Annotated in this window: 21 protein-coding genes; 8 read left to right on the forward strand and 13 right to left on the reverse strand. The window is 60.7% G+C overall.

Annotated elements, in window-relative coordinates:
• Positions 1–88 precede the first annotated feature (88 nt).
• The 3 genes from MOV61_RS04675 to MOV61_RS04685 form a co-directional block, all read right to left on the reverse strand.
• Positions 89–619 carry an imm11 family protein gene (locus tag MOV61_RS04675; RefSeq protein ID WP_247135740.1) on the reverse strand — a complete coding sequence of 177 codons (531 nt, stop codon included), beginning with the start codon at positions 617–619 and terminating at the stop codon, positions 89–91.
• A gap of 102 nt (positions 620–721) precedes the next feature.
• Positions 722–1,180, reverse strand: a complete 459-nt coding sequence (locus MOV61_RS04680; protein ID WP_040124223.1) for a hypothetical protein — start codon at positions 1,178–1,180, stop codon at positions 722–724.
• Positions 1,181–1,432: 252 nt separating this feature from the next.
• On the reverse strand, positions 1,433–2,122 hold the full coding sequence (locus MOV61_RS04685; protein ID WP_247135741.1) for a hypothetical protein: 690 nt from the start codon (positions 2,120–2,122) through the stop codon (positions 1,433–1,435).
• A 164-nt stretch (positions 2,123–2,286) separates the two neighbouring features.
• On the opposite strand from MOV61_RS04685, the gene MOV61_RS04690 reads away from it, so the two are divergent.
• The gene (locus MOV61_RS04690) at positions 2,287–2,946 is read left to right on the forward strand and encodes a TetR/AcrR family transcriptional regulator (RefSeq protein WP_247135742.1); all 660 of its coding nucleotides are present in this window, start codon (positions 2,287–2,289) and stop codon (positions 2,944–2,946) included.
• Between the two features lie 85 nt (positions 2,947–3,031).
• Here MOV61_RS04690 and MOV61_RS04695 read toward each other — a convergent pair whose 3' ends face one another.
• The 7 genes from MOV61_RS04695 to MOV61_RS04725 all read right to left on the reverse strand — a co-directional run bounded on the left by MOV61_RS04695 (position 3,032) and on the right by MOV61_RS04725 (position 11,600).
• Positions 3,032–4,597 (reverse strand): diguanylate cyclase domain-containing protein, encoded by a 1,566-nt coding sequence (locus MOV61_RS04695; protein ID WP_247135743.1) that lies wholly within the window; start codon positions 4,595–4,597, stop codon positions 3,032–3,034.
• A gap of 440 nt (positions 4,598–5,037) precedes the next feature.
• The gene (locus MOV61_RS04700) at positions 5,038–6,294 is read right to left on the reverse strand and encodes an MGH1-like glycoside hydrolase domain-containing protein (protein WP_247135744.1); all 1,257 of its coding nucleotides are present in this window, start codon (positions 6,292–6,294) and stop codon (positions 5,038–5,040) included.
• Between the two features lie 19 nt (positions 6,295–6,313).
• Positions 6,314–7,372 (reverse strand): ABC transporter ATP-binding protein, encoded by a 1,059-nt coding sequence (locus MOV61_RS04705; RefSeq protein WP_247135745.1) that lies wholly within the window; start codon positions 7,370–7,372, stop codon positions 6,314–6,316.
• A gap of 13 nt (positions 7,373–7,385) precedes the next feature.
• Positions 7,386–8,243, reverse strand: a complete 858-nt coding sequence (locus tag MOV61_RS04710) for a carbohydrate ABC transporter permease (protein ID WP_247135746.1) — start codon at positions 8,241–8,243, stop codon at positions 7,386–7,388.
• Positions 8,240–9,091, reverse strand: coding sequence for a carbohydrate ABC transporter permease (locus tag MOV61_RS04715; protein ID WP_040124232.1), 852 nt, complete (start codon positions 9,089–9,091; stop codon positions 8,240–8,242). Before MOV61_RS04715 ends, MOV61_RS04710 begins: the two co-directional genes overlap by 4 nt.
• 181 nt (positions 9,092–9,272) lie before the next feature.
• The gene (locus MOV61_RS04720) at positions 9,273–10,547 is read right to left on the reverse strand and encodes an ABC transporter substrate-binding protein (RefSeq protein WP_247135747.1); all 1,275 of its coding nucleotides are present in this window, start codon (positions 10,545–10,547) and stop codon (positions 9,273–9,275) included.
• Between the two features lie 42 nt (positions 10,548–10,589).
• Entirely contained in the window at positions 10,590–11,600 is a 1,011-nt protein-coding gene (locus tag MOV61_RS04725) for a LacI family DNA-binding transcriptional regulator (protein ID WP_247135748.1), read from the reverse strand.
• A 377-nt stretch (positions 11,601–11,977) separates the two neighbouring features.
• Between MOV61_RS04725 and MOV61_RS04730 the strand changes: the two genes are divergently transcribed.
• Positions 11,978–12,496, forward strand: a complete 519-nt coding sequence (locus MOV61_RS04730; protein ID WP_247135749.1) for a hypothetical protein — start codon at positions 11,978–11,980, stop codon at positions 12,494–12,496.
• A 199-nt stretch (positions 12,497–12,695) separates the two neighbouring features.
• Here the strand turns inward: MOV61_RS04730 and MOV61_RS04735 are convergent, their stop codons facing one another.
• Positions 12,696–13,604 carry a dihydrodipicolinate synthase family protein gene (locus MOV61_RS04735; RefSeq protein ID WP_247135750.1) on the reverse strand — a complete coding sequence of 303 codons (909 nt, stop codon included), beginning with the start codon at positions 13,602–13,604 and terminating at the stop codon, positions 12,696–12,698.
• Positions 13,605–13,621: 17 nt separating this feature from the next.
• Positions 13,622–14,260, reverse strand: a complete 639-nt coding sequence (locus MOV61_RS04740) for a LysE family translocator (RefSeq protein ID WP_247135751.1) — start codon at positions 14,258–14,260, stop codon at positions 13,622–13,624.
• A 128-nt stretch (positions 14,261–14,388) separates the two neighbouring features.
• On the opposite strand from MOV61_RS04740, the gene MOV61_RS04745 reads away from it, so the two are divergent.
• A complete protein-coding gene (locus tag MOV61_RS04745; RefSeq protein ID WP_247135752.1) occupies positions 14,389–15,897 on the forward strand; it encodes a PLP-dependent aminotransferase family protein in 1,509 nt (502 codons plus the stop codon).
• A gap of 107 nt (positions 15,898–16,004) precedes the next feature.
• Here the strand turns inward: MOV61_RS04745 and MOV61_RS04750 are convergent, their stop codons facing one another.
• Positions 16,005–16,226 (reverse strand): hypothetical protein, encoded by a 222-nt coding sequence (locus MOV61_RS04750; RefSeq protein WP_247135753.1) that lies wholly within the window; start codon positions 16,224–16,226, stop codon positions 16,005–16,007.
• Between the two features lie 360 nt (positions 16,227–16,586).
• Here MOV61_RS04750 and MOV61_RS04755 point away from each other — a divergent pair, with 360 nt between their 5' ends.
• The 5 genes from MOV61_RS04755 to MOV61_RS04775 are packed head-to-tail and all read left to right on the forward strand — an operon-like array spanning position 16,587 to position 20,536.
• Complete coding sequence (locus MOV61_RS04755) at positions 16,587–17,030, forward strand: acetyl-CoA carboxylase biotin carboxyl carrier protein subunit (protein WP_247135779.1); 444 nt, start codon at positions 16,587–16,589, stop codon at positions 17,028–17,030.
• On the forward strand, positions 17,030–18,421 hold the full coding sequence (accC, locus tag MOV61_RS04760; RefSeq protein ID WP_247135754.1) for an acetyl-CoA carboxylase biotin carboxylase subunit: 1,392 nt from the start codon (positions 17,030–17,032) through the stop codon (positions 18,419–18,421). The genes MOV61_RS04755 and accC overlap by 1 nt, the downstream gene beginning before the upstream one ends.
• Entirely contained in the window at positions 18,418–18,840 is a 423-nt protein-coding gene (locus MOV61_RS04765) for an acetyl-CoA carboxylase (RefSeq protein WP_247135755.1), read from the forward strand. Before accC ends, MOV61_RS04765 begins: the two co-directional genes overlap by 4 nt.
• The gene (gene pxpB, locus MOV61_RS04770; protein ID WP_247135756.1) at positions 18,837–19,544 is read left to right on the forward strand and encodes a 5-oxoprolinase subunit PxpB; all 708 of its coding nucleotides are present in this window, start codon (positions 18,837–18,839) and stop codon (positions 19,542–19,544) included. The genes MOV61_RS04765 and pxpB overlap by 4 nt, the downstream gene beginning before the upstream one ends.
• Positions 19,541–20,536 carry a biotin-dependent carboxyltransferase family protein gene (locus MOV61_RS04775; protein ID WP_247135757.1) on the forward strand — a complete coding sequence of 332 codons (996 nt, stop codon included), beginning with the start codon at positions 19,541–19,543 and terminating at the stop codon, positions 20,534–20,536. The genes pxpB and MOV61_RS04775 overlap by 4 nt, the downstream gene beginning before the upstream one ends.
• Positions 20,537–20,557 lie beyond the last annotated feature (21 nt).

Here is a 20,557-nt window from a genome sequence, read left to right on the forward strand (position 1 = left end):
TCGGGGCCCATTATTCAAGATACAGGAGATTGGACATGTCGAACCTCGAACGGCAGATTTATGGGCTCAGCCAGCCTGGCGCGCCCGGTCATTTCTCTGCCGACGTCCACACGCGGATGAACGAGACACCGCGAAGTCCAGCGCTGCCGACCTGTTCCACGAAACTGTCGGTGACATAGACAGCCGAAGCCCGCATCGGCAGTTTGAAGAGCTGTGCGGCTCCAATTTTCTCCCTCCTGAAGATATGACGCTCGATATCGAGAATGTCTCCGTTGTCGAAATAGGCGATGCGTGACTGTTCATGATCGAGGGCGTCGAGGACCGTCGTGGTGTTGAAAAGCCAAACCTCTTCCCCCTTCATGGGCAGAAGCTGCCCATGCTCTGCGAGAACCGGCGCCAGTGCGTCGACTGCGGGTCTTTTCAGGATCGGCGCGTGCTCGCCTAGCCAGGGGAAATCGGAATAGGTCCGATCCGCCGTGTCCAGTTTCATGACAGGAGCGATCCAATCCTGAATGACGCGACCATCCATCACTGAGAAGGTCTCATAGTCGTCGTCATCGGCCGGGAATATCCACTCCTGACCTTCGATGACCTCGAACTTGTAGACTGTCAGCGGCATCGCGCGGTTCTCCTGGCGGTCAATGGTCAGAACTGGCCGGTCAGGCAGCGCGAAGACCGGCGGGACCAATGTCGAAGGTCGTGCACGGGCGTGCAGCGCGGCTTACGAGCTCGCAAACCGGGTTAGGGAAGTTTCGCCCACCCAATCCAGTTCTCGCGGCTCATAACGGACAGTGCGGATCGCAAAGGAAAGAGGGTTTAGTCCGTAGCACGTCGAGAAGGTCTCTCCCGGCGCGATGACTTCATCACTCGTATGGGACGCCCTGTAAACGATCGACTTGCGTTGCTTGGCAACTAGGCTGAATGAGACAGTCTGAAGGGCCGTGTCCGCATGATTGGTAATCCGGACCGAGATCGGCATATCCGGATTTGGACACAGCTGGGGATCGGGGTTCGCATTGATAGAGACGGATTGGTTCGAGGGCTCCTGCTCGCTTTTACGATCCGTGACGAGCCAAAGTCCGACCCAGGCAACGGCGAGCGAAGCAACCACAACAGCGCCAGCTCTGCGCGAAAACAAGAAAGTTATCAAAACTATCGCGCCGCCGATCAGCCAACCCATTATGGCCTCTGCACGTTGTGGCTGATGATTGTCTTCATTGCCCCTACGTAGGCTTGAAGCAGATGCAACGCAATGGAAGGAATTGACGCATTTGAGGAAGGCGGTCGCGAAAGCGTGTCCGGAGGGCGACGAGCACGCTTTCGCGGGGAAGGTCGGCAGGATGGAGAAGAACAGCGCGCCGATCGCCAGGGCTATAAACGCAGCGCCGTGCCACACTCATAAGCCAATCGCTTCGGCGTGAGCGCACAGAGGCTACACTTCGTAGGCCGGCTGGGCGAATGTGCTTGCGCGCGTCCATAGCCACGTCGAAAGACAAATCAACGCGGCTGCCAGGCCTGCCAGGCCGAGGTCAAGCGCTAGTTCCGGTACGAAAGCGCGAAGGGCAATCGGCATCGCACTTAGGAAATAGAGCGCAAGTGGAATCCGGGGTACGTCCTTTGCGATCACAAGCGAGATTACAAACGCGCACGTCCCGAAGAGAAACAGCAATGAACTCGCCACGAGGACTAGCCCGAGCGGTCCCGCCTGAAGCTCAACAATGGTTGCCATTGGAAGTTTGGAAAATACCAGATTGATGACGACTTCCACCCCTTCCAGGCTCGCAAGGGCCGCGAAATTGAGAACGAAGGCAATCAACCCAAACAGGCCGGTACGGCGGCCGACGGATAGAAACAAACCGACGATCAGTCCAAGCGCCAGAATTTCGGCAAGGGGTGCGAGAATTTGGGTGAGATTGGTGGTCGCGATCAATCCGCTACGCTTGGCCGCATTGATCAGCAGTATGATTGCACTTCCTACTCCACAGACAGCTGCGACACGGTAAAGGATACCGTCTGAAACGCCGGGCATCGCCGAAATTTGCCGGAACCTTGTGCTGGAGTTGGAGACCGTGAGGTTGCTAGATGGCGTAGGCGATAAAGCAGGGGCGTTTTTCGCGAGCATGATGTTTCCTCCATCTGGGAAAGTAGAGAGTTGCGAGGATCGCAAGGTGGTTCCAATTCCCGTCTGTAATCACTGCTTACATTCATTTGTGGGGAGTGTAAACAGCGATTACATTTCTCATGTCGTTGTGATACCGAATGCCATCCAACCGAACGGAAACACCTATGAGCGAAGACCAGGGCAAAGATCGCCCAAGCTATCATCACGGAAATCTCCGGCAGACGCTGATCGATGCGGCTGTTCAACTTGTCGAGGAGGACGGCCCCGCCAACGTGAGTGTTCGAGAAGTAGCAAAACGGGCTGGCGTTTCCCCAGGTGCCCCTTTCCGGCACTTCAGCAACAAGACCGCTTTGATGACAGCTGTTGCTGAGCAGGCGATGGCGCGTTTTAGGCTGGAGATCGTCAGCGCGGTGGATGCTGTTATCACTGACGATCCGGTTGATCGGTTTGCAGCGGTGGGAGTGGCCTATCTGCGATGGGCGATTCGAAACCCGACACACTTCCAGATCATCTCGACGCGGAGCCTGATTGATTGGGAAAATTCTGAATCTCTACGCCGGGACAACGACGCCGTGCGTCTGCTTGTCGAAGCAGCGATGCTGGAGGCCAGGCGGCGAAATTTGCTTCAGTCAAACGACATCATGGAAACACAAATTGCCGCAAGGGCGCTCGTGTACGGGCTTGCCCGTATGTACATCGATGGTCATTTCGCGCAGTGGGCGATACCCGGACAGACGGCAGAAGATACCGTTCAGACGGTCCTAAAGAACTATATTTCGTCAATCAGGAGAGCCCCGATCACACTGCCAGAGGAGACGATCTGATAGCCGACCGGCGATGGTGGTGGCCGTGGATGCGCAACCGCGAAGGAGCCATGGCGGTATCGCCACCTAACCGACAACGCAAGGCTCACGACGCGGCGGCGTAGCGGCTGCGGCCGGTCTTTTTTGCCTCATAAAGAGCAAGATCGGCTCGGCGCATCAAAGCGTCTGTCGACTTCGCGTCATGGGGGTATCTTGCCAGACCGATAGAAATCCCGACCTCCAGCATTTGGCCGTCGACGACAATCGGATTGACCATTGCCTTCAACAGGCTTTCAGCCGCGCTGGCGGGATCGCGTTGTCTTGATGAGTGCTTGAACAGAACGACAAACTCATCTCCACCGACACGCGCAAGCAAATGCCGCTCGTCCAGAACCGAGCGGAAGCGTTGCGCCACCGCGTGGAGAAGAGCATCTCCGATCGCATGCCCATGCGTGTCATTAATCTCCTTGAAACGATCGAGGTCGACCCACAGTAGCCCAAACTCCTGATTGGACAGCGCCTCTTTTCGCAGCTCGGCATTTAACAGCCTGCGATTCGGAAGTCCCGTCAACTCGTCATGGTTGGCGAGGTAGTCCAAGCGATCGCGAGCGCGTTTATGATCGCCAATATCGCGAACTTCGACGAGATGTCGCAACGTGTCTCCCGACAGGATCGGTGTTGTGTTGAGCGCAACATCCACCCGCACCCCATTTGCCGTCTTTAGTTGTCCTTCGGTCTCGTAAAGGCGAGGTGCGTGACGATCGGCGCCTGCCGGGAGTTCAAAAAAGTCGGCAACGGCACGACCTTCGATACTCGACCCTTCACAGCCCACGAGCCGCTCGAATGCCTTGTTTGCCGAGATGACCTCATCATCCTGACAAACAAGGATGCCGATCTGTGCGGCCTCAAGAATTGATCGCATCTGTTGGGCATCGACGGTCGCGTCGTGAGCACGTCGATCAAACATAACTGTCACCAGACTGAAGACCACGATCAATGTTGTGACCACGGCAACGGAGAGCCCGAGGAGAAATTCCGACAGGTTCCCATCCGCAACTCGAAGAGACGGGTCTGTCTTAAGAAGGGCGGCACTCATCGCGGTGAAATGCAGTGTGCAGATAGCTGCACCGAATAAGGTTCCCGCAGCAAGGCGAGACCCGACCGAGGCACGTCGACGTCCAGCGAATGTCGCAGCGATCACCAGTAAACTGCCCGCGCAGAGCGAAAGCGCAACGAGAGGCAAATGCCACTCGAGAGTGCCGGCAAATAGCAAAGCCCTCATGCCGATGAAGTGCATGGTGCCAATTGCGCCGCTGAGAAGAAGACCGCCCGCGAGAGCGTTGACAAGACCAGGCGACAGTAACAGGGGCGTTGCGGCTGCGGCAAAGGCAATTGCAAAAATAGCCGATATTGCTGTGAGACCGACATCGTAGCTCACAAACGCGGCAGGTTGAAAACCCAGCATGGCGATGAAGTGCGTCGACCAAATTCCGCCACCCGCCGCGAAGGCAGCCACAAATGCCCAAACAGTCTTCGTACGTCCATGTCGCGCTCTGGCATGGTCGAGGATGGTGAACAGTGCAAAGCCCGAAAAGAGCGCGACAACAATCGCCAGGACGACAAGCGTCGGGTTATGATCGGTGCTGATGCAATCGAGTACACGAATGAACATGTAAAACTCCGCTACTGGCTGAAATCGACTGCTGAGCGGGAGCCATGTCTCACTCGAGATAAAAGGCACTCACGATCGGGGATTATGGCTATGCCGCGGAAACACTGTCGACCCAACGATCGGCGCGGCCCTTAATATTGCTCTAAATTTATAGAAAAATTTTTATGCATCCGGACGCAAGAGGCTGAAAAAATGGAAATGCTTTTGCTCCAAACGGATCGGTATATTCTGTGGAAAAAGCCTGCCGCCTGCCGGTGTTGAGTTCCGATGTTGCGTGACTCCTTTTCCGTTTGTTCCGTTTGCAGCAATTCCTTTCCATCGGGCGTCTCCTGGCATCAGACGGGCACTGGAATTTTTTATCTTGCCTGGTGCGCATGTCAGGCAACAAGCACTCGAGTCGTTCGACTATGTCGCAATCTGCCGCTTTCCGACTGTGAACCTTATCTCCACGCAAGCCACATATAAGCGGCGGCGGTCCAGGAAAAGCCGAGGCCGCCGCAGCCTTCGCCCGTTACCGGGTCGAAATATTCGGCAAAACCTTCCGCCTCGATCGCCTCGACCGTCGATCTGCGCAGCTCTTCCGCCGCTTCCGGATGACCGTTGCGCTTGAAGCCGTCGATCAGCAGCCAGTTGATGATCGCCCAGGCCGGGCCGCGCCAGTAGCGTTTCGGTTCCCAGCCTGCGATACCCGGCTTGGTGGTCGGAAAGGCGACCTTGAGGCCCTTCGACCAGGCTTTCATCTCGTTGACCAGCGCGTCGGCGATATTCTTCTCCAGGTCGAGCGACAGGAGGGGGATGAAGCCCGCCTGTGTCGCGGCTTCGACATCCTCGCCGGAGATCAGGTCGCGGGACACGAAGCGTGACAGGGCCGGGCGCCACTGCGCGAGTATTGCCTTGCGGGTGAGCTCGTTGAACGCGGCGATCTCGGCGGCGTCCTCCGTCCGACCGAATTCGCGAGCGAGATGTTCGAGGTCCTCGCCGGCCTTCAGCAGGATAGCGGTGGTCTGGATCTCGGCGACCTTGAACGGTGCCTTTTCCCATTGCCTTGCGGGATCCCAGCCGCAGGCGGCATAGGTGTCGACCAGGTGTATGAAGCGGTTATAGTCCTCGTCGCGCGGGCGCATCAAGGCGTTCACATGGCCGGTGTCCTTGCGCACGACCGGCGTGTCGGTGGTGGTCGGCACGCGGGCGAGCGCGATGTCCCAGGCCGGCGAGTTGTCGCTGCCGCTTTCCCAGGGGTGCAGCAAAGCGACCAGGCCGGTGCCTTCCGGATCGCGGGCGGAATACCACCAGCGATGCCATTTCAGCGCGGCCTCGTAGAGCGGCAGGGTACGCGCCTCCGCGCCGCTGCCGGCCGCCTCGAAGACCTTGCGCAGCGCGATCGCAAAGACCGGCGGCTGGGTGATGCCGGAGGTCGGGATCGTGTGACGGGTGCGCCAGACGTTCGGACCCGGGAAATAGGTATCGCTCGGCTGATGGAAGACGATATGCGGCACCATGCCGTTCGCCCACTGGCCCTCGATCAGCCGCTCCAGTTCGCGATAGGCACGGTCGGTATCGTAAAGCGCGAAACCCATGGCGACGAAGGCGGAGTCCCAGTTCCACTGGAACGGGTAGAGCCGGTCGGTCGGCACCGTATAGCCGCCGCGGTCGTTGGCGACGAGGATGCGCTTCGCCTCGGTGATATGCACGTTCATGTCGGGTACTCCGGTATGCTCAGGCCGAAACGGCTGGAAGGGACTTGCCGCTTTCGGGCGAAAGCCAGGTAATGCGCTTGCGGTCGAGCTTCAGGCCGATCGTGTCGCCGCTCTTGACGGTTTCGGACGCCGGCAGGATAACCCGCACCGGCTGGTCGTGGATCGAGCCGGTCAGGAGCAGATGCGACCCCATCGGCTCGGCGACGCGTACTTTCATCTCGATCCCCTGCGGCAGCGGCGCCAGTTCGACCGCTTCGCCACGCAGGCCAAGCACGATTTCATTGCCGACATCTTCCGGCACCGCGAGCTGTTCAGCACCCGCTGCCACCCGGCCGTTCGAGACCGGCACCTTGATGAAGTTCATCGGAGGATTGCCGATGAAACCGCCGACGAACCGTGTGGCCGGATGATTGTAGATCTCGACTGGATGACCGACCTGCTCGACGACGCCGTTGTGCATGACCGCGATACGATCCGACAGGCCCATCGCCTCGGTCTGGTCGTGGGTGACATAGATGGTCGTCGTACCCGCCGATTGCAGCACGGTTTTCAGTTCGGTGCGCATTTCGAGCCGCAGCAATGCGTCGAGATTGGAGAGTGGCTCGTCCATCAGCAGCACCTTCGGCTCGACGGCCAACGCGCGGGCGACCGCCACGCGCTGGCGCTGGCCGCCCGAAAGCTTGTTCGGATAACGGTCGAGATACGGCTCGATATGCAGCAGGCCGGCCGCCTTCTCCACCTGCGCCTTCACCCGCGCATCGTCCGCCTTCTGCATGCGCAGGCCGAAGGCGACGTTTTCGTAGACCGTCATATGCGGGAAGACCGCATAGTTCTGGAAGACCATAGCCAGCCCGCGATCCTTGGGCGCCAGCCCGATGATCGACCTGTCGCCGATGCGGACATCGCCCGAGGTCGAGGTTTCAAGACCGGCAATGATGCGCAGGAGCGTGGTCTTGCCGCAGCCCGATGGCCCGAGCAGCGAGACGAACTCGCCATCGTTGATCGTCAGCGAGACCTCCTTCAGCGCCTGAAAAGCGCCGAAACTCTTGCGGATGCGGTCAATGACAATATTGGCCATGTCGATGGTCCCGTTATTTGGAGGAAATGCCCCAGATCGCGAAGAGGTAACGCCTGACCGCGAAGATGAAGACAACGGAAGGGAGAATGAGCATAAGCCCGCCGGCAAAGCGGTAATGCATCGGGCTTTCCGACAGCACCGTCAGCAGATAGGCCGTGAGCGTGCGGTTGCGCACCGTCAGTACCGAGGCGGCGAACACCTCGTTCCAGGAGATGACGAAGGCGAACACGGCCGTGGCGACGATGCCGGGCAAAGCCAGCGGCGCGACCACCTTGAAAAAGGCCTGGACGCGGGTGCAGCCAAACACCCAGGCGGCCTCTTCGAGTTCTTTCGGAACGCCGAGGAATATGCCCTGGGTCACGAGCGCTGCAAAGGGCAGCGCCAGCACCGTGTGGATCAGACCGACGCCGATGATCGTGTCATAGAGCCCGAGCCGGATGAAGGAGACGGTGAGCGGCAGCGCCAGGATCGCCAAGGGGAAGGCGCGGGTCAGCAGCACCAGGAGCCGGTAGCTGTCCTTGCCCCTGAAATCGTAGCGGGCCAGTGCATAGCCGGCCGGCGCACCCAGCAGGATGGAAAGCGCCACCGTGATGCCGGCTGCCCCCAGCGAGTTGAGAAAAGACTGGACGACGCCTTCGGTCTTCAGGAACAGAATGAAGGGTTCGAGCGAAATCCCGGTCGGCAAGCCCGTCTTCGGCCAGATATAGACACCCTGGCGACCGCCGAGCGCCCCCAGCGCCACCAGATAGATCGGCACCAGAACCCAGGCGCAGAGCACCGCGATGCCGCTCCAGAGGAGCCAGCGGCGGGAGGAGGCGAAGCTTGCGGGACGGGAAGCCGTTTCCGTCCCGCTCATGGTTTCCGTACTCATGGCAGGCGCTCCGGATCGACTTTCAGGGCCTTCAGATAGATCAGCGTCGCGGCAAGCGAGATGATCATGATCAGCACCGCGTAGACCGCCGCGACGCTGTAATTCTGGTTCTGGTTCTGCCAGTTATAGGCCTCGCCGACGAGGACCGGGAAATTGCGCCCGCCGAGCGCGTAGACAACCGCGAACACCTCGAAGGCGAGCACGGTACGCAGGATCAGCGCCGATTGCAGGGCGGGCCGGATCAACGGCAGGGTGATGCGCCAGAAACGCGTCCATGGGCCAGCGCCGAAGATCTCGGCAGCTTCCTTGAATTCCTTCGGCACCTGGTTGAGACCGGCGACGATGATGACCATGACAATAGCGGTACCGCGCCAGATTTCGGCAACCGCGATGGCGATGAAAAGCGCGACTGGCGTCTGGTAGGACAGCCAGCTTGCCTGCCGGCCGATGACGCCGAGGCTGAAGAGGAGCGAGTTGAAATAGCCGGTATTCTGCAGGATCGACAGCCAGACAAGGCCGGCAGCGAGATCGGAAATGCCAAGCGGGATGGTCCAGATCCAGAGAATGGTCTCGCGGCCGCGGCCGACCTTGGCGACCATGGTGCCCATGGCGAGCGCGATGGCGATCTGCACCGGCACGACGACGATCGTCAGAAGAAAGGTGTTCCTGACCGAGCGGGTGAAATTGATGTCGGTCACCATGCGCTCGGCATTCGCCAGCGACGGTGCGCCATTGTCCGAGAGAGCCAGCCAGATCGTCTGCACCAGGGGCACGACAAAGAGCAGCGCCAGAAAGGCGACTGACGGCAGGATCAGCAGATAGGGAATCCAGGGTCGGTTTTGGGTCATCGACGGCCCTCGCAAGGGGGCTTTGAGAATTGATCATACATCGGCTTGTTCCTCTCTCCGCCACCCGTATCGCGACGGAATGCAGGCACCGTGCGGTCCGCTGCTCCCGCTCCTTTGGATTTGGCATCCGGGCATTCGCGCCCGGATGCCATCAGCCTTGGGAGGCTTGTCGGATGGTGCCTTATTGAACCGGGCAGGCGCCGTCGCTCTTGGCGTCCGGGGCCCAGCAAGGCGCCTTGGCGTCGGTCATCAGTTTGGCCATGGTGGCACCCTGCTTGGCGAGCACGTCGGCGACGGGCTCGTTCTGCAGCACGATGCGCTGGAAGGCGTCCATGTAGACCTTGTTGAATTCGCCGCCCTTGTCGCCGAGACCGACCGGGAGAAGCGAGATCACGGCATCCTTGGAGCCCTGCGTCTTGGTGACCGCACCGGCGAGAAGCGCCACGCCCTTGTCGAGGTCTGGCGGCAGTTGGACGTTGAGGGTCGGGAAGAAGCCGACCTTCGAAGCCGTCAGCAGCTGGGTCTTCTCTGTCGTCAGCGTTTCGATGACCTTCGTGGCCCCTGCCGTGTCGGGTGCGCCCTTCGGGATCGCAAGCCCGGCCAGAACCGGCATGTAGCCACGCCCCTTCGGGCCGGCCGGTGCCGGGAAGACGACATAGTCGTCCGGCGCCGCCGAGATGGCGTTCTTCAGGCGGGCGACATGGTCCCAGGCGACCATGACTTCGCCCGAGGCCAGCGGCTCCTGCATGAAGTCGTAATTGGTGGAGTTCGGTGTGACATAGGCCCAGAGTGCCTTCAGCTTCTCCCAGCCGGCTGCGGCATCCGCATTCTTGAAGGTGCGCACCACGCCGCCGGTGAAGGACGGATAGAAATAGCCCTGGAAATAACGCGCCATCAGGCCCTTCGGACCAGCCGGGAAACCGATCTGCGGCTGGCCGGTGGCAGCTTGCATGTTCTTGCCCCACTCGATCAGCTGGTCGTAGGTCAGCGCGTTGATATCCGCGCCCTTTGGCAGGTATTGCAGGGCTTCTTTCTTGGCGGCCATCACATAGGTCGCCTGCATCCACGGAATATACTGCTGCGTGGGCTTGCCGAGCTTGCCGAGATCAAGGACCGATTGCGGCATGCCGCCGGCGGCAAGCTTCTTGGCAAGCTCGTCGAGCGGTTCGAGCTGGCCCTTGTCGGCGAGAGGCGAAAGCTCGCCATGCAGCGCGCCGACAAGGCTGACGGTGTGCTTGCCGGCCTGCGCTTCGGCCTGCATGCGCACCGCAAACTGCGGCGGCTCCTCGACCACGTAGTCGACCTTGCCGGCATCCTTCAAAAGGTCCTGCCGGACCACGGTCGCCTCCTCGATCGGGCGAAGCTGGGTGGATACGAAAACCGTCTGGGCAAGCACCGGCGAGGCAAACGCCAGCACCGTCGAGGCCAGAATTGTAAGTGACACGATATGTTTCATCTTCTCCTCCTTCATTGTTCTTTGTCGTGAATGCACTGCTGTCTATGCGGCCACGGGCGGGCGGCGGTGGCTGTCGCGGTCGACGAATTCGATCGCGTGAAGCTCCTGAAGGTCTTCGGCGGGCTCTCCGGCGATGGCGCGCAGGAGCAACGAGGCGAAGGTCGCGCCGAGGTTCTCGCCGGTCATGCGCATGGTCGAGAGCGGCGGGCTGGTGAAGGCGCCCATCGACAGGTCGTCATGACCGACGATGCTGATCTGGTTGCCGCCGTCGACCTCGCGCAGTGCCCGCAACGCGCCGATCGCCATTTCGTCGGTGGCGCAGACAAGGGCCGTCGGACGCGACGGCTGGCGCAGAAGTTCCAGCGCTGCGAGATAACCGCCCTGTTCGAGCGGCGCTCCTTCGGCGCAGAGATCGGTCGCAAGCCCACATTCCTCCATCGCGGCCTGCCAGCCGCGGCGACGGACATGCGCGAAGTAATATTCCTGCGGCCCAGCGATATGGCCGATGCGCCGATGCCCGGCTGCATGGAAGCGCAGCGTTGCGGCGCGGAACCCGGCAAAACCATCGCCGTCGATGAACGGATGAGGGATCGAGCTTTCGGTGCGGCCGTTGGTGACGAAGGGAATGCCCCGCGACTGGAGGTATTCGACGCGCTCGTCCTTGCGTTTGGTGCGGACCAGCAACATGGCGTCGACGCGGCGCCCATCGACGAAGCGCTGGCATATTTCAAGTTCGCTGACACCCCGTGGCACAGGCGCGATGACGAGATTGAGACCGGCCGCGGCAAGATGCTCGGCGCAGCCTGACAACATGTCGAGGAAATGAGGGGGGCCGACGTGGCCAGGGTCACTCGGCAGCGTCACGGCGACCAGCTCAGCGCGCTGCTTGCGCAACCGACGAGCGGAGGCATTCGGCCGATAACCTGCGGCCTCTGCCGCCTCGCGAACCCGCTCGCGGGTGGCCGCGGACACGTCGGAATAGCCATCAAGTGCTCGGGACACAGTGGTAATCGACAGTCCGAGCGAATGTGCCAGCTGTTTCAGATTTGCCAAGATCTTCCTCCCGAATTGAAATAAACATCCTCCAAAACGTTTTGGGAGTCAACCAAAACGTTTTGGAGGCCTAGCCCGGCGTCATCGCCGGCCCAGCCGGCAGTACGGCTAGGTTTTGTCGGACGTCGCATTGCTCATGGAAATCTCGAAGAAAGCCATTAGCCGGCAGCCTCAAACTGAGCGGCTTATTCAATGGGTTCTACGATTTAGACGGCTCTTTGGCAGCGGTCGCCAGTTCTATTCCTTCAGGAGTTTAAGGCAGGCTGAACGTTGGTTCGCGCCAATGTCTACGTCCGCCTCCGAGGTGGTCGGACGAGCCGCCATCGTTGTCCCTCCATAAGCTTCGTGGTAAGCGCAAGCCGTTCCTGGAGGATCACATGCAATTTTCGCTTCAGACCGTGTTGATGGTGGCGCAGGCGCTCGCGAGCATCTCAACGCCCATCGCTATACTTCTTGCCATTCGGCAGTTTCGGCTGGTTCGCCGGCAGGCAAAAAAGCAATCCGACACTGCCGCCGTCAACTTCATCCTGCAGGCAGAAGGTCAGTTCGACCGCGCTATGGAAACGCTCATCAATGCTCCCCCAGCAGTTATCAGGCAGGCTTATGCGCCCGAGATCGACCCTTCCTGGAAGGACGAGGATCTGGCAGCCTTTATTTTCATGAAGCGACTGTTTGGGCAGGTTTCGCGCATGGTCTTTATCGCCCATAACCAGGCCATCGATCTCGGCATGTCGCAGAAGGATCGGGAAGACCTGATTGTCGATTGGGAGAATACATTGCTCAAGTATCGGGAGCACCCGATCATGCGTCGGATTTTTGAAAACGCCATGCGCAACCAAGACTACAACCGGCATATGCTGGCCATCTGCCGAAAGATATTCGACGGCTCCTCCTGAGTGTCTCCGAACTAAGCGCCGTTCCCTTCAAGCCGCCCGCCGGCCGGGCCGGCATTCACCTTGCTCATCGTTCCTTCTGCTCGCCGTACCTTTTCAGTTGCAAGGTCGAGAGCCATGACCGTGCCTTCCCCTGGCTCGGAACGTCGGCTGAGTAGAGGCAGATAGGTAAATGGAAGATGTCCCAACCGCGCCCGGCGCGCTAAAGCCTCTGCCGGCCCGCGCTATCGATCATCTCCAATGCCAGCCTGACGTCATCTCCGGCGTCCTTCGGCAACGGCAAAATCGGACGCGGCGGCTGGACATGCGCCAGACCCAGAAGGTCCGCAATGACGAACATAACGCGGAAGCTGCCGTAGCGTTTGAACAAGGTCCAGAGCGGTTCGAAAGCTCTATTCAACCGCGCGGTCTCGACAACATCGCCGGCGCGCGCAGCACGCGTCAGCGCAAGCGCCGGGCCCGGCAGCAGGCCTGCCGCAACGCTGTACCAGGTGTCACATCCCGCAAGCAAGGCATCGGATGCCCCCCAATCGCCGCTATATCCGATCGCGAACCTGTCAGGAGTGACCTGTCGCAGGCGTGCGAGTTCCCCGGCGTAATCGCCACCGGCCGCCAGGGGCATTTTCACGGCGACCACGTTGGACACCGCCGACAGCCGGGCGATCAATGCATCGCTGAATGTGAAGCGCGTGGTGCTTGGATTGTTGTAGATGCATAAAGGCAAATCCCCCGCCTCGGCCACGGCGACGAAGTGCTGATAGACTTCGTCCTCGTTAAGGGGAACGTATGACATGGGCGCCAGGAGCAGACCGTCGGCGCCAGCGGCTTTGGCGTCGCGCGCCAAAGCCTGAGCGTCGTCAGTGCGCAATGCTCCTACACCCACCACAAGAGGAGTCTTGCCGCCAATACATTCAACAGCCACCGCGACGGCGCGCTTGCGCTCTTCCTTCGTGAGGTATGCATAGCCGCCCGTGCTGCCGAGCAACCCGATGGAATCTGCTCTCGCGTGATGGATACGCTCGAGAAAGCGGGCCATCGCCTCGGCGTCAATGCGCCCCTCAGCATCGGTCGGGGTCAGGGGGAACGCAGACAGGCCATTGAACATATTCATTATCCAACCTTTCCAAACTAAATACGGGAGAGCAGCATGCGTAGCCCCGCGAACGCAAAGAACAGCGACAGCAGGCTTTCGATCCAACGGCGGCAGCGGCGGTACAGAGCCACCATCGGCGCCGTGGAGAAGACAACGGCGTAGCCACAGAAGATCACGACGCTCAAGACGGCGCAGCCACCCAATATAGCGGCGATGCTTTCCCACGAAGAACTCGGGCCGATGCCCAGCGTAACCAGCGCGATCCATGCCAGCACGGATTTCGGGTTCGCCAAATGCATCAGGAGGCCCCGCCGGTAGAGAGCAGCCCGAGAAAGAGCAACGTCATCCGCCGACATGCGTGCCGCCAGCTTCTCGTTCGACGTCAGCGCCGAACGTCCGGCCTTGATGGCGAGGAACAGCAGATACAAGCCCCCGAAAATCTGGAGAACGATCAGAGCCTGGGCATACCTGGCCAACAAGGCGGAGATGCCCGTCGAGGCCATCAGACCCCAGAAGATCGAGCCGCTGACAACGCCGGAGGCGAGCATGAGCGCAGCACCTCTGCCGCGAGCCATCGCCACGCCCATAATGCGCATGTTGCTCGGGCCGGGGCTACCAGCGGCGATGACATATGCTGCATAGACTAGGAGCAACTGATGCAGGTCGGAATTCATTCCTGGACACCCTTTAAACCTATCCAGCATCGAAAGATGCAATTGCTACCGGTGACGATTGTCTTGACTGCAAATGACCTATTGCAGTTCATTGGCACAAACTAAACTGCCAGTTTTGGAGATTTTCATTGGTCCAGTACGCAGAAGGGTCTCGCAGGACCGGAGCGACGCGCCGTATCTATCATTCCCTGCTCAAGCAGATCGAGGCTGGCGTCTATGGCGTCGGTGACGCTCTGCCTTCAAGCCGCTCGCTTGCGGAAGAACTGGGTGTTTCGAGGACGACGGTGACCGCCGCATTCGACCAGCTTGTTTCGGAGGGGTATGTCCGGGTGCAGCAGGGACGGAAAGCGTGTGTCGCTTCGGCAGGGCGGGTGAGCCAAGTGGCTCCGCCCGACCGTTCGGCTATCCCCGCCCGCCGGCTTTCCGCCTATGCAACTCGAGCGATGGCTCTGCCGCCGAACAGCACCGCCGGGAGGCCGCCGCTCAAATTCGATTTCCGCTACGGCGATATCGCGGCAGAGGATTTTCCAAAGGCCCCGTGGCGAAAAGCGCTGAATACCGCTTTCCTCAGGCATCGCGACAGATTGGGATACGATGATCCCGCTGGAAGCCGATCCTTGCGGGAGGCGTTGCAGGGCTATGTCTGGCGCTCAAGGGGCATCAGCTGCGATCTCGGCCAGATCATCGTTGTGAACGGATCGCAGCAGGCGCTGGACCTCTGTGCTCGGGTCCTCGTCAATCCCGGAGACGGGGTCGTGGTCGAAGACCCGTGCTATGCCATGGCCAAGAACGTCATGCTCGTCGTCGGAGCAAATATCGTTGCCGTGCCTTGTGGCGCTCATGGCATAGACACCAACAGGCTTCCCGAGGTCAGCGACATCGCGGTCGCCTATGTGACGCCCAGCCACCAGTTTCCCCTGGGAGGAGTTTTGCCTGCTGCGCATCGCCAAGCCTTGATGGAGTGGTCCATGGCGGCGAACGCTTATGTCATCGAGGATGACTACGACAGCGAGTATCGGTACGATGTCAGCCCCATCCCGCCCCTCTATCTCTCTGGGCAAGGGCGCGTCATCTATGTCGGAACGGTCTCAAAAACCCTGTCGCCGACGCTCCGGCTCGGATACATCATACTTCCGCATCCACTCGTCGAAGCCTTCATCGAATGCAAGCGGATTGCCGATCGGCACACATCCACGTTCGAGCAGGAGGCTCTCGCCGCGCTGATCGAGACCGGGGCTTACGAGCGGCATGTCCGCAAAATGCGGAGGCTTAACGCCGAGCGACGCACCGTATTCCTGGCGTCGATGACCAGCGCTTTTGGGGATGAGATCGAGATCGTCGGCACGACTGCGGGACTTCACGTGGTCGTCTGGTTCAACACCATCTCCTGCCAACAAGAGGCGCGTTTCGCGGATTTCGCTCGAAGCCGCGACGTTGGAATCTATCCCATCGCTCGCCTGTTCTCGTCGCCGAGCGATGAACGAGCCGGCTATATCTTTGGCTATGCGTCCATGACCGTCGATCAACTCGCCAAAGGAGTGGAAAAGTTGCATCGCGTATACCTCGGCTTCATCGGCGAAGGGGGGCTTCCAGGAGGGCAGGGGGGCGACAACGGGAAGTTTTCGACCGTCGCATAGTTTCCACTGGCGGCCACGTAACGCATCCGCTGTTCTCTGACTTCGAGAAGAGACGTCTTCCGATAGAGAGTCGATTTCGGGATCGACCACGCACCCTTTCCGCCTGATCAGGTCCTGGCGGCCGCGAGACCGTGCAAGACAAGATCAAGATGGGCCTCGATATATCTCGGCGTTTCAAGATCGAGACGACCGTCGTGGATCAGCGTTTCGACAATCAAGGCCAACGCAGGCGCAAGTATGACGCGTGCAACCGCGGCAGGTCCGTCCCGAAACTCACCCTGACGGACACCTTCGTCGATCAGAGCCTGCCCCGTGACGAGGATCGGCACGACGAGTTCCGCGTAGTGATCACACGATCGTTATGCCGCGCTTGCCCGGTTTGGTGGCGAGTTGGTCAAGGCGGAGGCGCGTGCGCGAACGAGCGGAGACGTTGGCGTATTGGTCTTCGATGCGGCGGGCGCCGCTGTTGCAAGTCCTTTCAGGCTCGCCGGGCAAATTGCCCGGCAATGACGTCGCCTTCTCTCGGCACGCACCCGGCTGGTTTCGTTGACGCGTGCGAGGCCTCCGGTTGACGGTCATTGAAACTTCTTCTGACCCCATCTCGCGATCGGCATGTTACGCAATGGCCAGCTGATCCCGATCCGGTTTCCGTGGATTGCGATCGGCATTCCGAAATGCCGAGCACACTGATGGACCTGTCGAAAATAAAGACGCTGATCGATTTTGTCGGACGATCGAATGTGACCGAGTTGTCGGTCACGGAAAAGGACGTCACGGTCCGGATCTTCCGTAACGCGGGCCATGCGGCAATCGTCGTTCCGGTTTCGGATCCGGACGAAACCGGAAGTGCGGCAGCGAAGCCTGTTTCCGGCTCGTCGCCTGCGGCCTCGGCAAAACAGGCTTTTCAGCTGAAGGCACCGGTCTTTGGCATATTGCATCGGGCATCCGCTCCCGGACAGGAGCCGTTCGTCAGGATCGGCGATCTCGTGGAAGAGGGGCAGACGCTTTTCATCATCGAGGCCATGAAGGTTTTCAATACGGTCGCGGCGCCGCTTGCGGGTCGCGTTGCGCGGCTGACCGAGATCGATGGTGTGGAAGTTGAAGTCGGCGACGTGCTCGCGGAGATCGCGTAATGGGCGAACCTCCCAAAAACGCCGCCTCGGCCAATCGCCGCTTCGATACCGTCCTGATTGCCAACCGGGGAGAGATCGCCCTTCGCATTCAGCGCGCCTGCCGCGAGCTTGGTCTGAAAGCCGTGACGATCTGCTCGGAGGCCGACCGGCAGGCGCCATTTGGCAAGACGGCCGACAGCGTTCTGTGTATCGGCCCGGCGAATGCCGCGAAAAGTTATCTGAACAAAGATGCCATCATCCTCGCGGCAGAGCTGACCGGTGCCGGCGCAATTCATCCCGGCTATGGTTTCCTGTCGGAAAGCGCGGCCTTCTCGGAGGCCGTCGAAAAGGCCGGTCTTGTGTTCATCGGGCCGGATGCTTCGTCGATCTCGACGATGGGCGACAAGATATCGGCAAAGCGGGCGATGATCGCTGCGGGCGTTCCCTGCGTGCCCGGTCCCCAGACGGCGCTGCCCGACGAGCCGGCGACCGTCGAACGGACTGCGCAAGAGATCGGTTATCCCGTCATCATCAAGGCTGCCGGCGGCGGCGGCGGCCGCGGCATGCGTGTCGTGTCCGAGGCCGGCGCACTGCATGAGGCAATCGCGCTGACCCGCGAGGAAGCGCGTCAGGCCTTCGGTTCTCCCGCGCTCTACATGGAGAAATTCCTCCAGCATCCCCGGCATATCGAAATCCAGGTCCTGTGCGACGTCCACGGCAATGCCATCTGGCTGGGGCACCGGGATTGCTCGATGCAGCGGCGCCACCAGAAGGTGGTCGAGGAGGCCCCGGCGCCCGGCATCTCGCCTGATCTGATCGGACCGGTCGGACTGGCCTGTGTGGAGGCCTGCCGGCAGATCGGCTATCGCGGCGTCGGGACGTTCGAGTTCCTCTATGAAGACGGCGAGTTCTATTTCATCGAGATGAACACGCGCCTTCAGGTCGAGCATCCGGTCACGGAAATGACCAGCGGCATCGATATCGTCCATGCGCAGATCAACGCCGCCCAGGGTATTCCACTCGAGTTGCGGCAGGACGATATCCGCTGCAGCGGCCATTCGTTCGAGTGCCGCATCAATGCCGAAGCTCCGGAGAGCTTCCTGCCGTCGGCAGGAACCATCACCGAGCTTGCGCTTCCCGAAGGGCCGGGCGTGCGGGTGGACACCCATATTCACGCCGGCTATCGGGTCTCTCCCTATTACGATTCCCTCATCGCCAAGCTGATCGTGCACGCTCCGACGCGGGCCGAGGCAATGGCAAGGATGCGCGAGGCGCTTGCCGGTACGAGGGTGGAGGGGATTTCCACCAACCTGCCATTCCTGCGGGCGCTCTTCGAGGACGAAGCCTTTGCTCGGGGCGAAACGGACATCCACTACCTGGAGAAGTGGCTCAAGCAGCGGAGAGCCGCATGAGCACGATCGATTTCAGCGATCCTGCAACAATCGCCGCGCTGACGGAAGCGCTGACGGCGGCCGGCGTCGACGGCCTCGAGATTTCCGGTCCGGTTGGGCAACTTCGCCTCGTCGTCTCGAAGGGCGAGGGGCCGCACATCCGTTTGACAGGCGGCATCGGGGCGAACCAGGCCAAAGCGGTGACCGTCAAGGCGCCGATTGCGGGATGCTTCTGCGCCATCCATCCTTCGGTTTCCGAGGAAACCGAGACACTGCCGCGCAGGGTTTCCGACAAGGATGTCGTCGGCTTTATCCGCATCGGATCGGTGCTGCTTCCCGTTCCGGCTGGCCGATCCGGCTTGTTGGCGCGGCGGCTGGCGGAGCCCGGCGCACTGGTCGGATTTGGCGATCCCCTCTTTGAAATCGAGCCCCAGCCATGATCGCCACGTCAAAGCCCCTTGTGTCTTCGCACCAGATCGTCACGGCGACGAAAGGCAGGGCGCGCGTTTCCTTCATTGGAGGGCGCTCCTTCCTGCTCGAAGCGGCGGGTGAATTCGATCTGCCGGCACAGCGTTTCATCTGGGCACTATCCCATGTGGTCAGGGATTGGGCGGATGTCGCGGAAGTGATACCAGGCATGACAAACCTGCTGGCGATCTTTACGGCAACGCCGGAGGATCCGCAGTTCATCGTCGGCCGGCTTCTGGAGGCCTGGGACAACGTCCCCAGCCTCGATCTCTCCGGAAAGACGATAGAGATCTCCGTCCATTACGGTGGTGCCTATGCGACTGATCTTGCGGCGGTCTGTGATTTTTCCGGTCTGAGCGATCGGGAGGTGGTGCGCCTCCATCACGATGCGACCTATCGGGTCTTTGCGCTCGGAAGCGCTCCCGGTTTCGGTTACCTGCATGGCCTCGATGCCCGTATCTACATGCCCCGCAAGACGGTTCCGTCGCTCAAGATGGAAAAAGGCTGCGTGACGATCGGCGGAATGCAGACGGGCGTCGCGATGCTGACCGGCCCGAACGGGTGGAATTCCATCGGCTATGCCGATCTGCAGATGTTCGACCCGACGTCTTCCACGCCGGCCCTCATGGCACCGGGCGACACGGTGCGCTTCGTGCCGGACAGGATCGAGCTATGATCGAAATCGTCGAAACCGGTCCCTTCAATACGGTGCAGGATCTCGGCCGCCCCGGCTATCGCGATATCGGTGTCTCCGCCGGCGGCGCCATGGATCCGCTCGCGGTCAGGATCGGCAACATCCTCGTCGGCAATCCGCAGGATGCGGCTGCCATCGAGATACAGATGTTTCCCTTCAAGCTGTGTTTCGAGGTTCCCACCGTGTTTGCCGTCACGGGCGCCGATGGTCAGCCACTGCTCGATGGTCGGGCATTGCTGTCGTGGTGTGCGTATCGGGCCGAGGCTGGACAGATCCTCGAGCTGAAACAGCCGCCGAAGCTTGCACGCGCCTATATCGTGCTCGGCGGCGGGATCGACGTTCCCGTTCTCATGGGCTCGCGAAGCACGGCGCTGCGCGGTGGGTTCGGTGGCAATGCCGGCCGGCCGCTGATGAAGGGAGACCGGATCGAGGTCTGTGCCCTTCCCCAACCTCTTCCGCTTCCGGCAGGCGGTATCGCCGCCGTGGCGCCGGCGACCGCGTTGCGCGACGCGTTCCCCGTAGCCAATGACGGCACGCTGCTCATCCGCGCCATTCCCGCCGGAGAACATGAGCTCTTCGCCGATGACGGCGAGGCTTTCTGGAGCCAGATCTGGAGGATTTCGTCGCGTAGCGACCGCACGGGCTACCGTCTTTCCGGTGCACCGATCAAGCCGGTGAAGACGGTCGAAATGCGCTCGCATGGCGTGGTGCCCGGCGTGGTCCAGGTACCGCCGGGTGGGGAGCCCATCATCCAGATGAGCGACGCCAATACGGCGGGCGGTTATCCGAAGATCGCCGGCGTGATCGAAGCCGATCTGTGGCGGCTCGGGCAGGCGCGCGCCGGCAGCCGACTGCGGTTCGTGCGCTCGACACATGCCGAGGCCCGCGCGGTCGAACAGATTGTCTCCCGGTATGTCGAGGACATCGAGCGGACATCACAAATGGTCAAGCGCGCCTTGAAGGCGATGATCTGACGCCATTCGCGATCAGATGGA

Origin of the sequence: Neorhizobium sp. BETTINA12A (assembly GCF_023006485.1) — a bacterium.
Lineage (GTDB): Bacteria > Pseudomonadota > Alphaproteobacteria > Rhizobiales > Rhizobiaceae > Neorhizobium.

Excerpts from the sequence above, each read along its gene's own strand:
- MOV61_RS04755 (WP_247135779.1), top strand. The coding sequence starts at position 16,587 with ATGGACCTGTCGAAAATAAAGACGCTGATCGATTTTGTCGGACGATCG.
- accC (WP_247135754.1), top strand. The coding sequence starts at position 17,030 with ATGGGCGAACCTCCCAAAAACGCCGCCTCGGCCAATCGCCGCTTCGAT.
- MOV61_RS04710 (WP_247135746.1), bottom strand. The coding sequence starts at position 8,243 with ATGAGTACGGAAACCATGAGCGGGACGGAAACGGCTTCCCGTCCCGCA.
- MOV61_RS04715 (WP_040124232.1), bottom strand. The coding sequence starts at position 9,091 with ATGACCCAAAACCGACCCTGGATTCCCTATCTGCTGATCCTGCCGTCA.
- MOV61_RS04775 (WP_247135757.1), top strand. The coding sequence starts at position 19,541 with ATGATCGAAATCGTCGAAACCGGTCCCTTCAATACGGTGCAGGATCTC.
- MOV61_RS04730 (WP_247135749.1), top strand. The coding sequence starts at position 11,978 with ATGCAATTTTCGCTTCAGACCGTGTTGATGGTGGCGCAGGCGCTCGCG.
- MOV61_RS04765 (WP_247135755.1), top strand. The coding sequence starts at position 18,418 with ATGAGCACGATCGATTTCAGCGATCCTGCAACAATCGCCGCGCTGACG.
- MOV61_RS04675 (WP_247135740.1), bottom strand. The coding sequence starts at position 619 with ATGCCGCTGACAGTCTACAAGTTCGAGGTCATCGAAGGTCAGGAGTGG.
- MOV61_RS04705 (WP_247135745.1), bottom strand. The coding sequence starts at position 7,372 with ATGGCCAATATTGTCATTGACCGCATCCGCAAGAGTTTCGGCGCTTTT.
- MOV61_RS04735 (WP_247135750.1), bottom strand. The coding sequence starts at position 13,604 with ATGAATATGTTCAATGGCCTGTCTGCGTTCCCCCTGACCCCGACCGAT.
- MOV61_RS04685 (WP_247135741.1), bottom strand. The coding sequence starts at position 2,122 with ATGCTCGCGAAAAACGCCCCTGCTTTATCGCCTACGCCATCTAGCAAC.
- MOV61_RS04720 (WP_247135747.1), bottom strand. The coding sequence starts at position 10,547 with ATGAAACATATCGTGTCACTTACAATTCTGGCCTCGACGGTGCTGGCG.
- pxpB (WP_247135756.1), top strand. The coding sequence starts at position 18,837 with ATGATCGCCACGTCAAAGCCCCTTGTGTCTTCGCACCAGATCGTCACG.
- MOV61_RS04695 (WP_247135743.1), bottom strand. The coding sequence starts at position 4,597 with ATGTTCATTCGTGTACTCGATTGCATCAGCACCGATCATAACCCGACG.
- MOV61_RS04690 (WP_247135742.1), top strand. The coding sequence starts at position 2,287 with ATGAGCGAAGACCAGGGCAAAGATCGCCCAAGCTATCATCACGGAAAT.
- MOV61_RS04680 (WP_040124223.1), bottom strand. The coding sequence starts at position 1,180 with ATGGGTTGGCTGATCGGCGGCGCGATAGTTTTGATAACTTTCTTGTTT.
- MOV61_RS04740 (WP_247135751.1), bottom strand. The coding sequence starts at position 14,260 with ATGAATTCCGACCTGCATCAGTTGCTCCTAGTCTATGCAGCATATGTC.
- MOV61_RS04700 (WP_247135744.1), bottom strand. The coding sequence starts at position 6,294 with ATGAACGTGCATATCACCGAGGCGAAGCGCATCCTCGTCGCCAACGAC.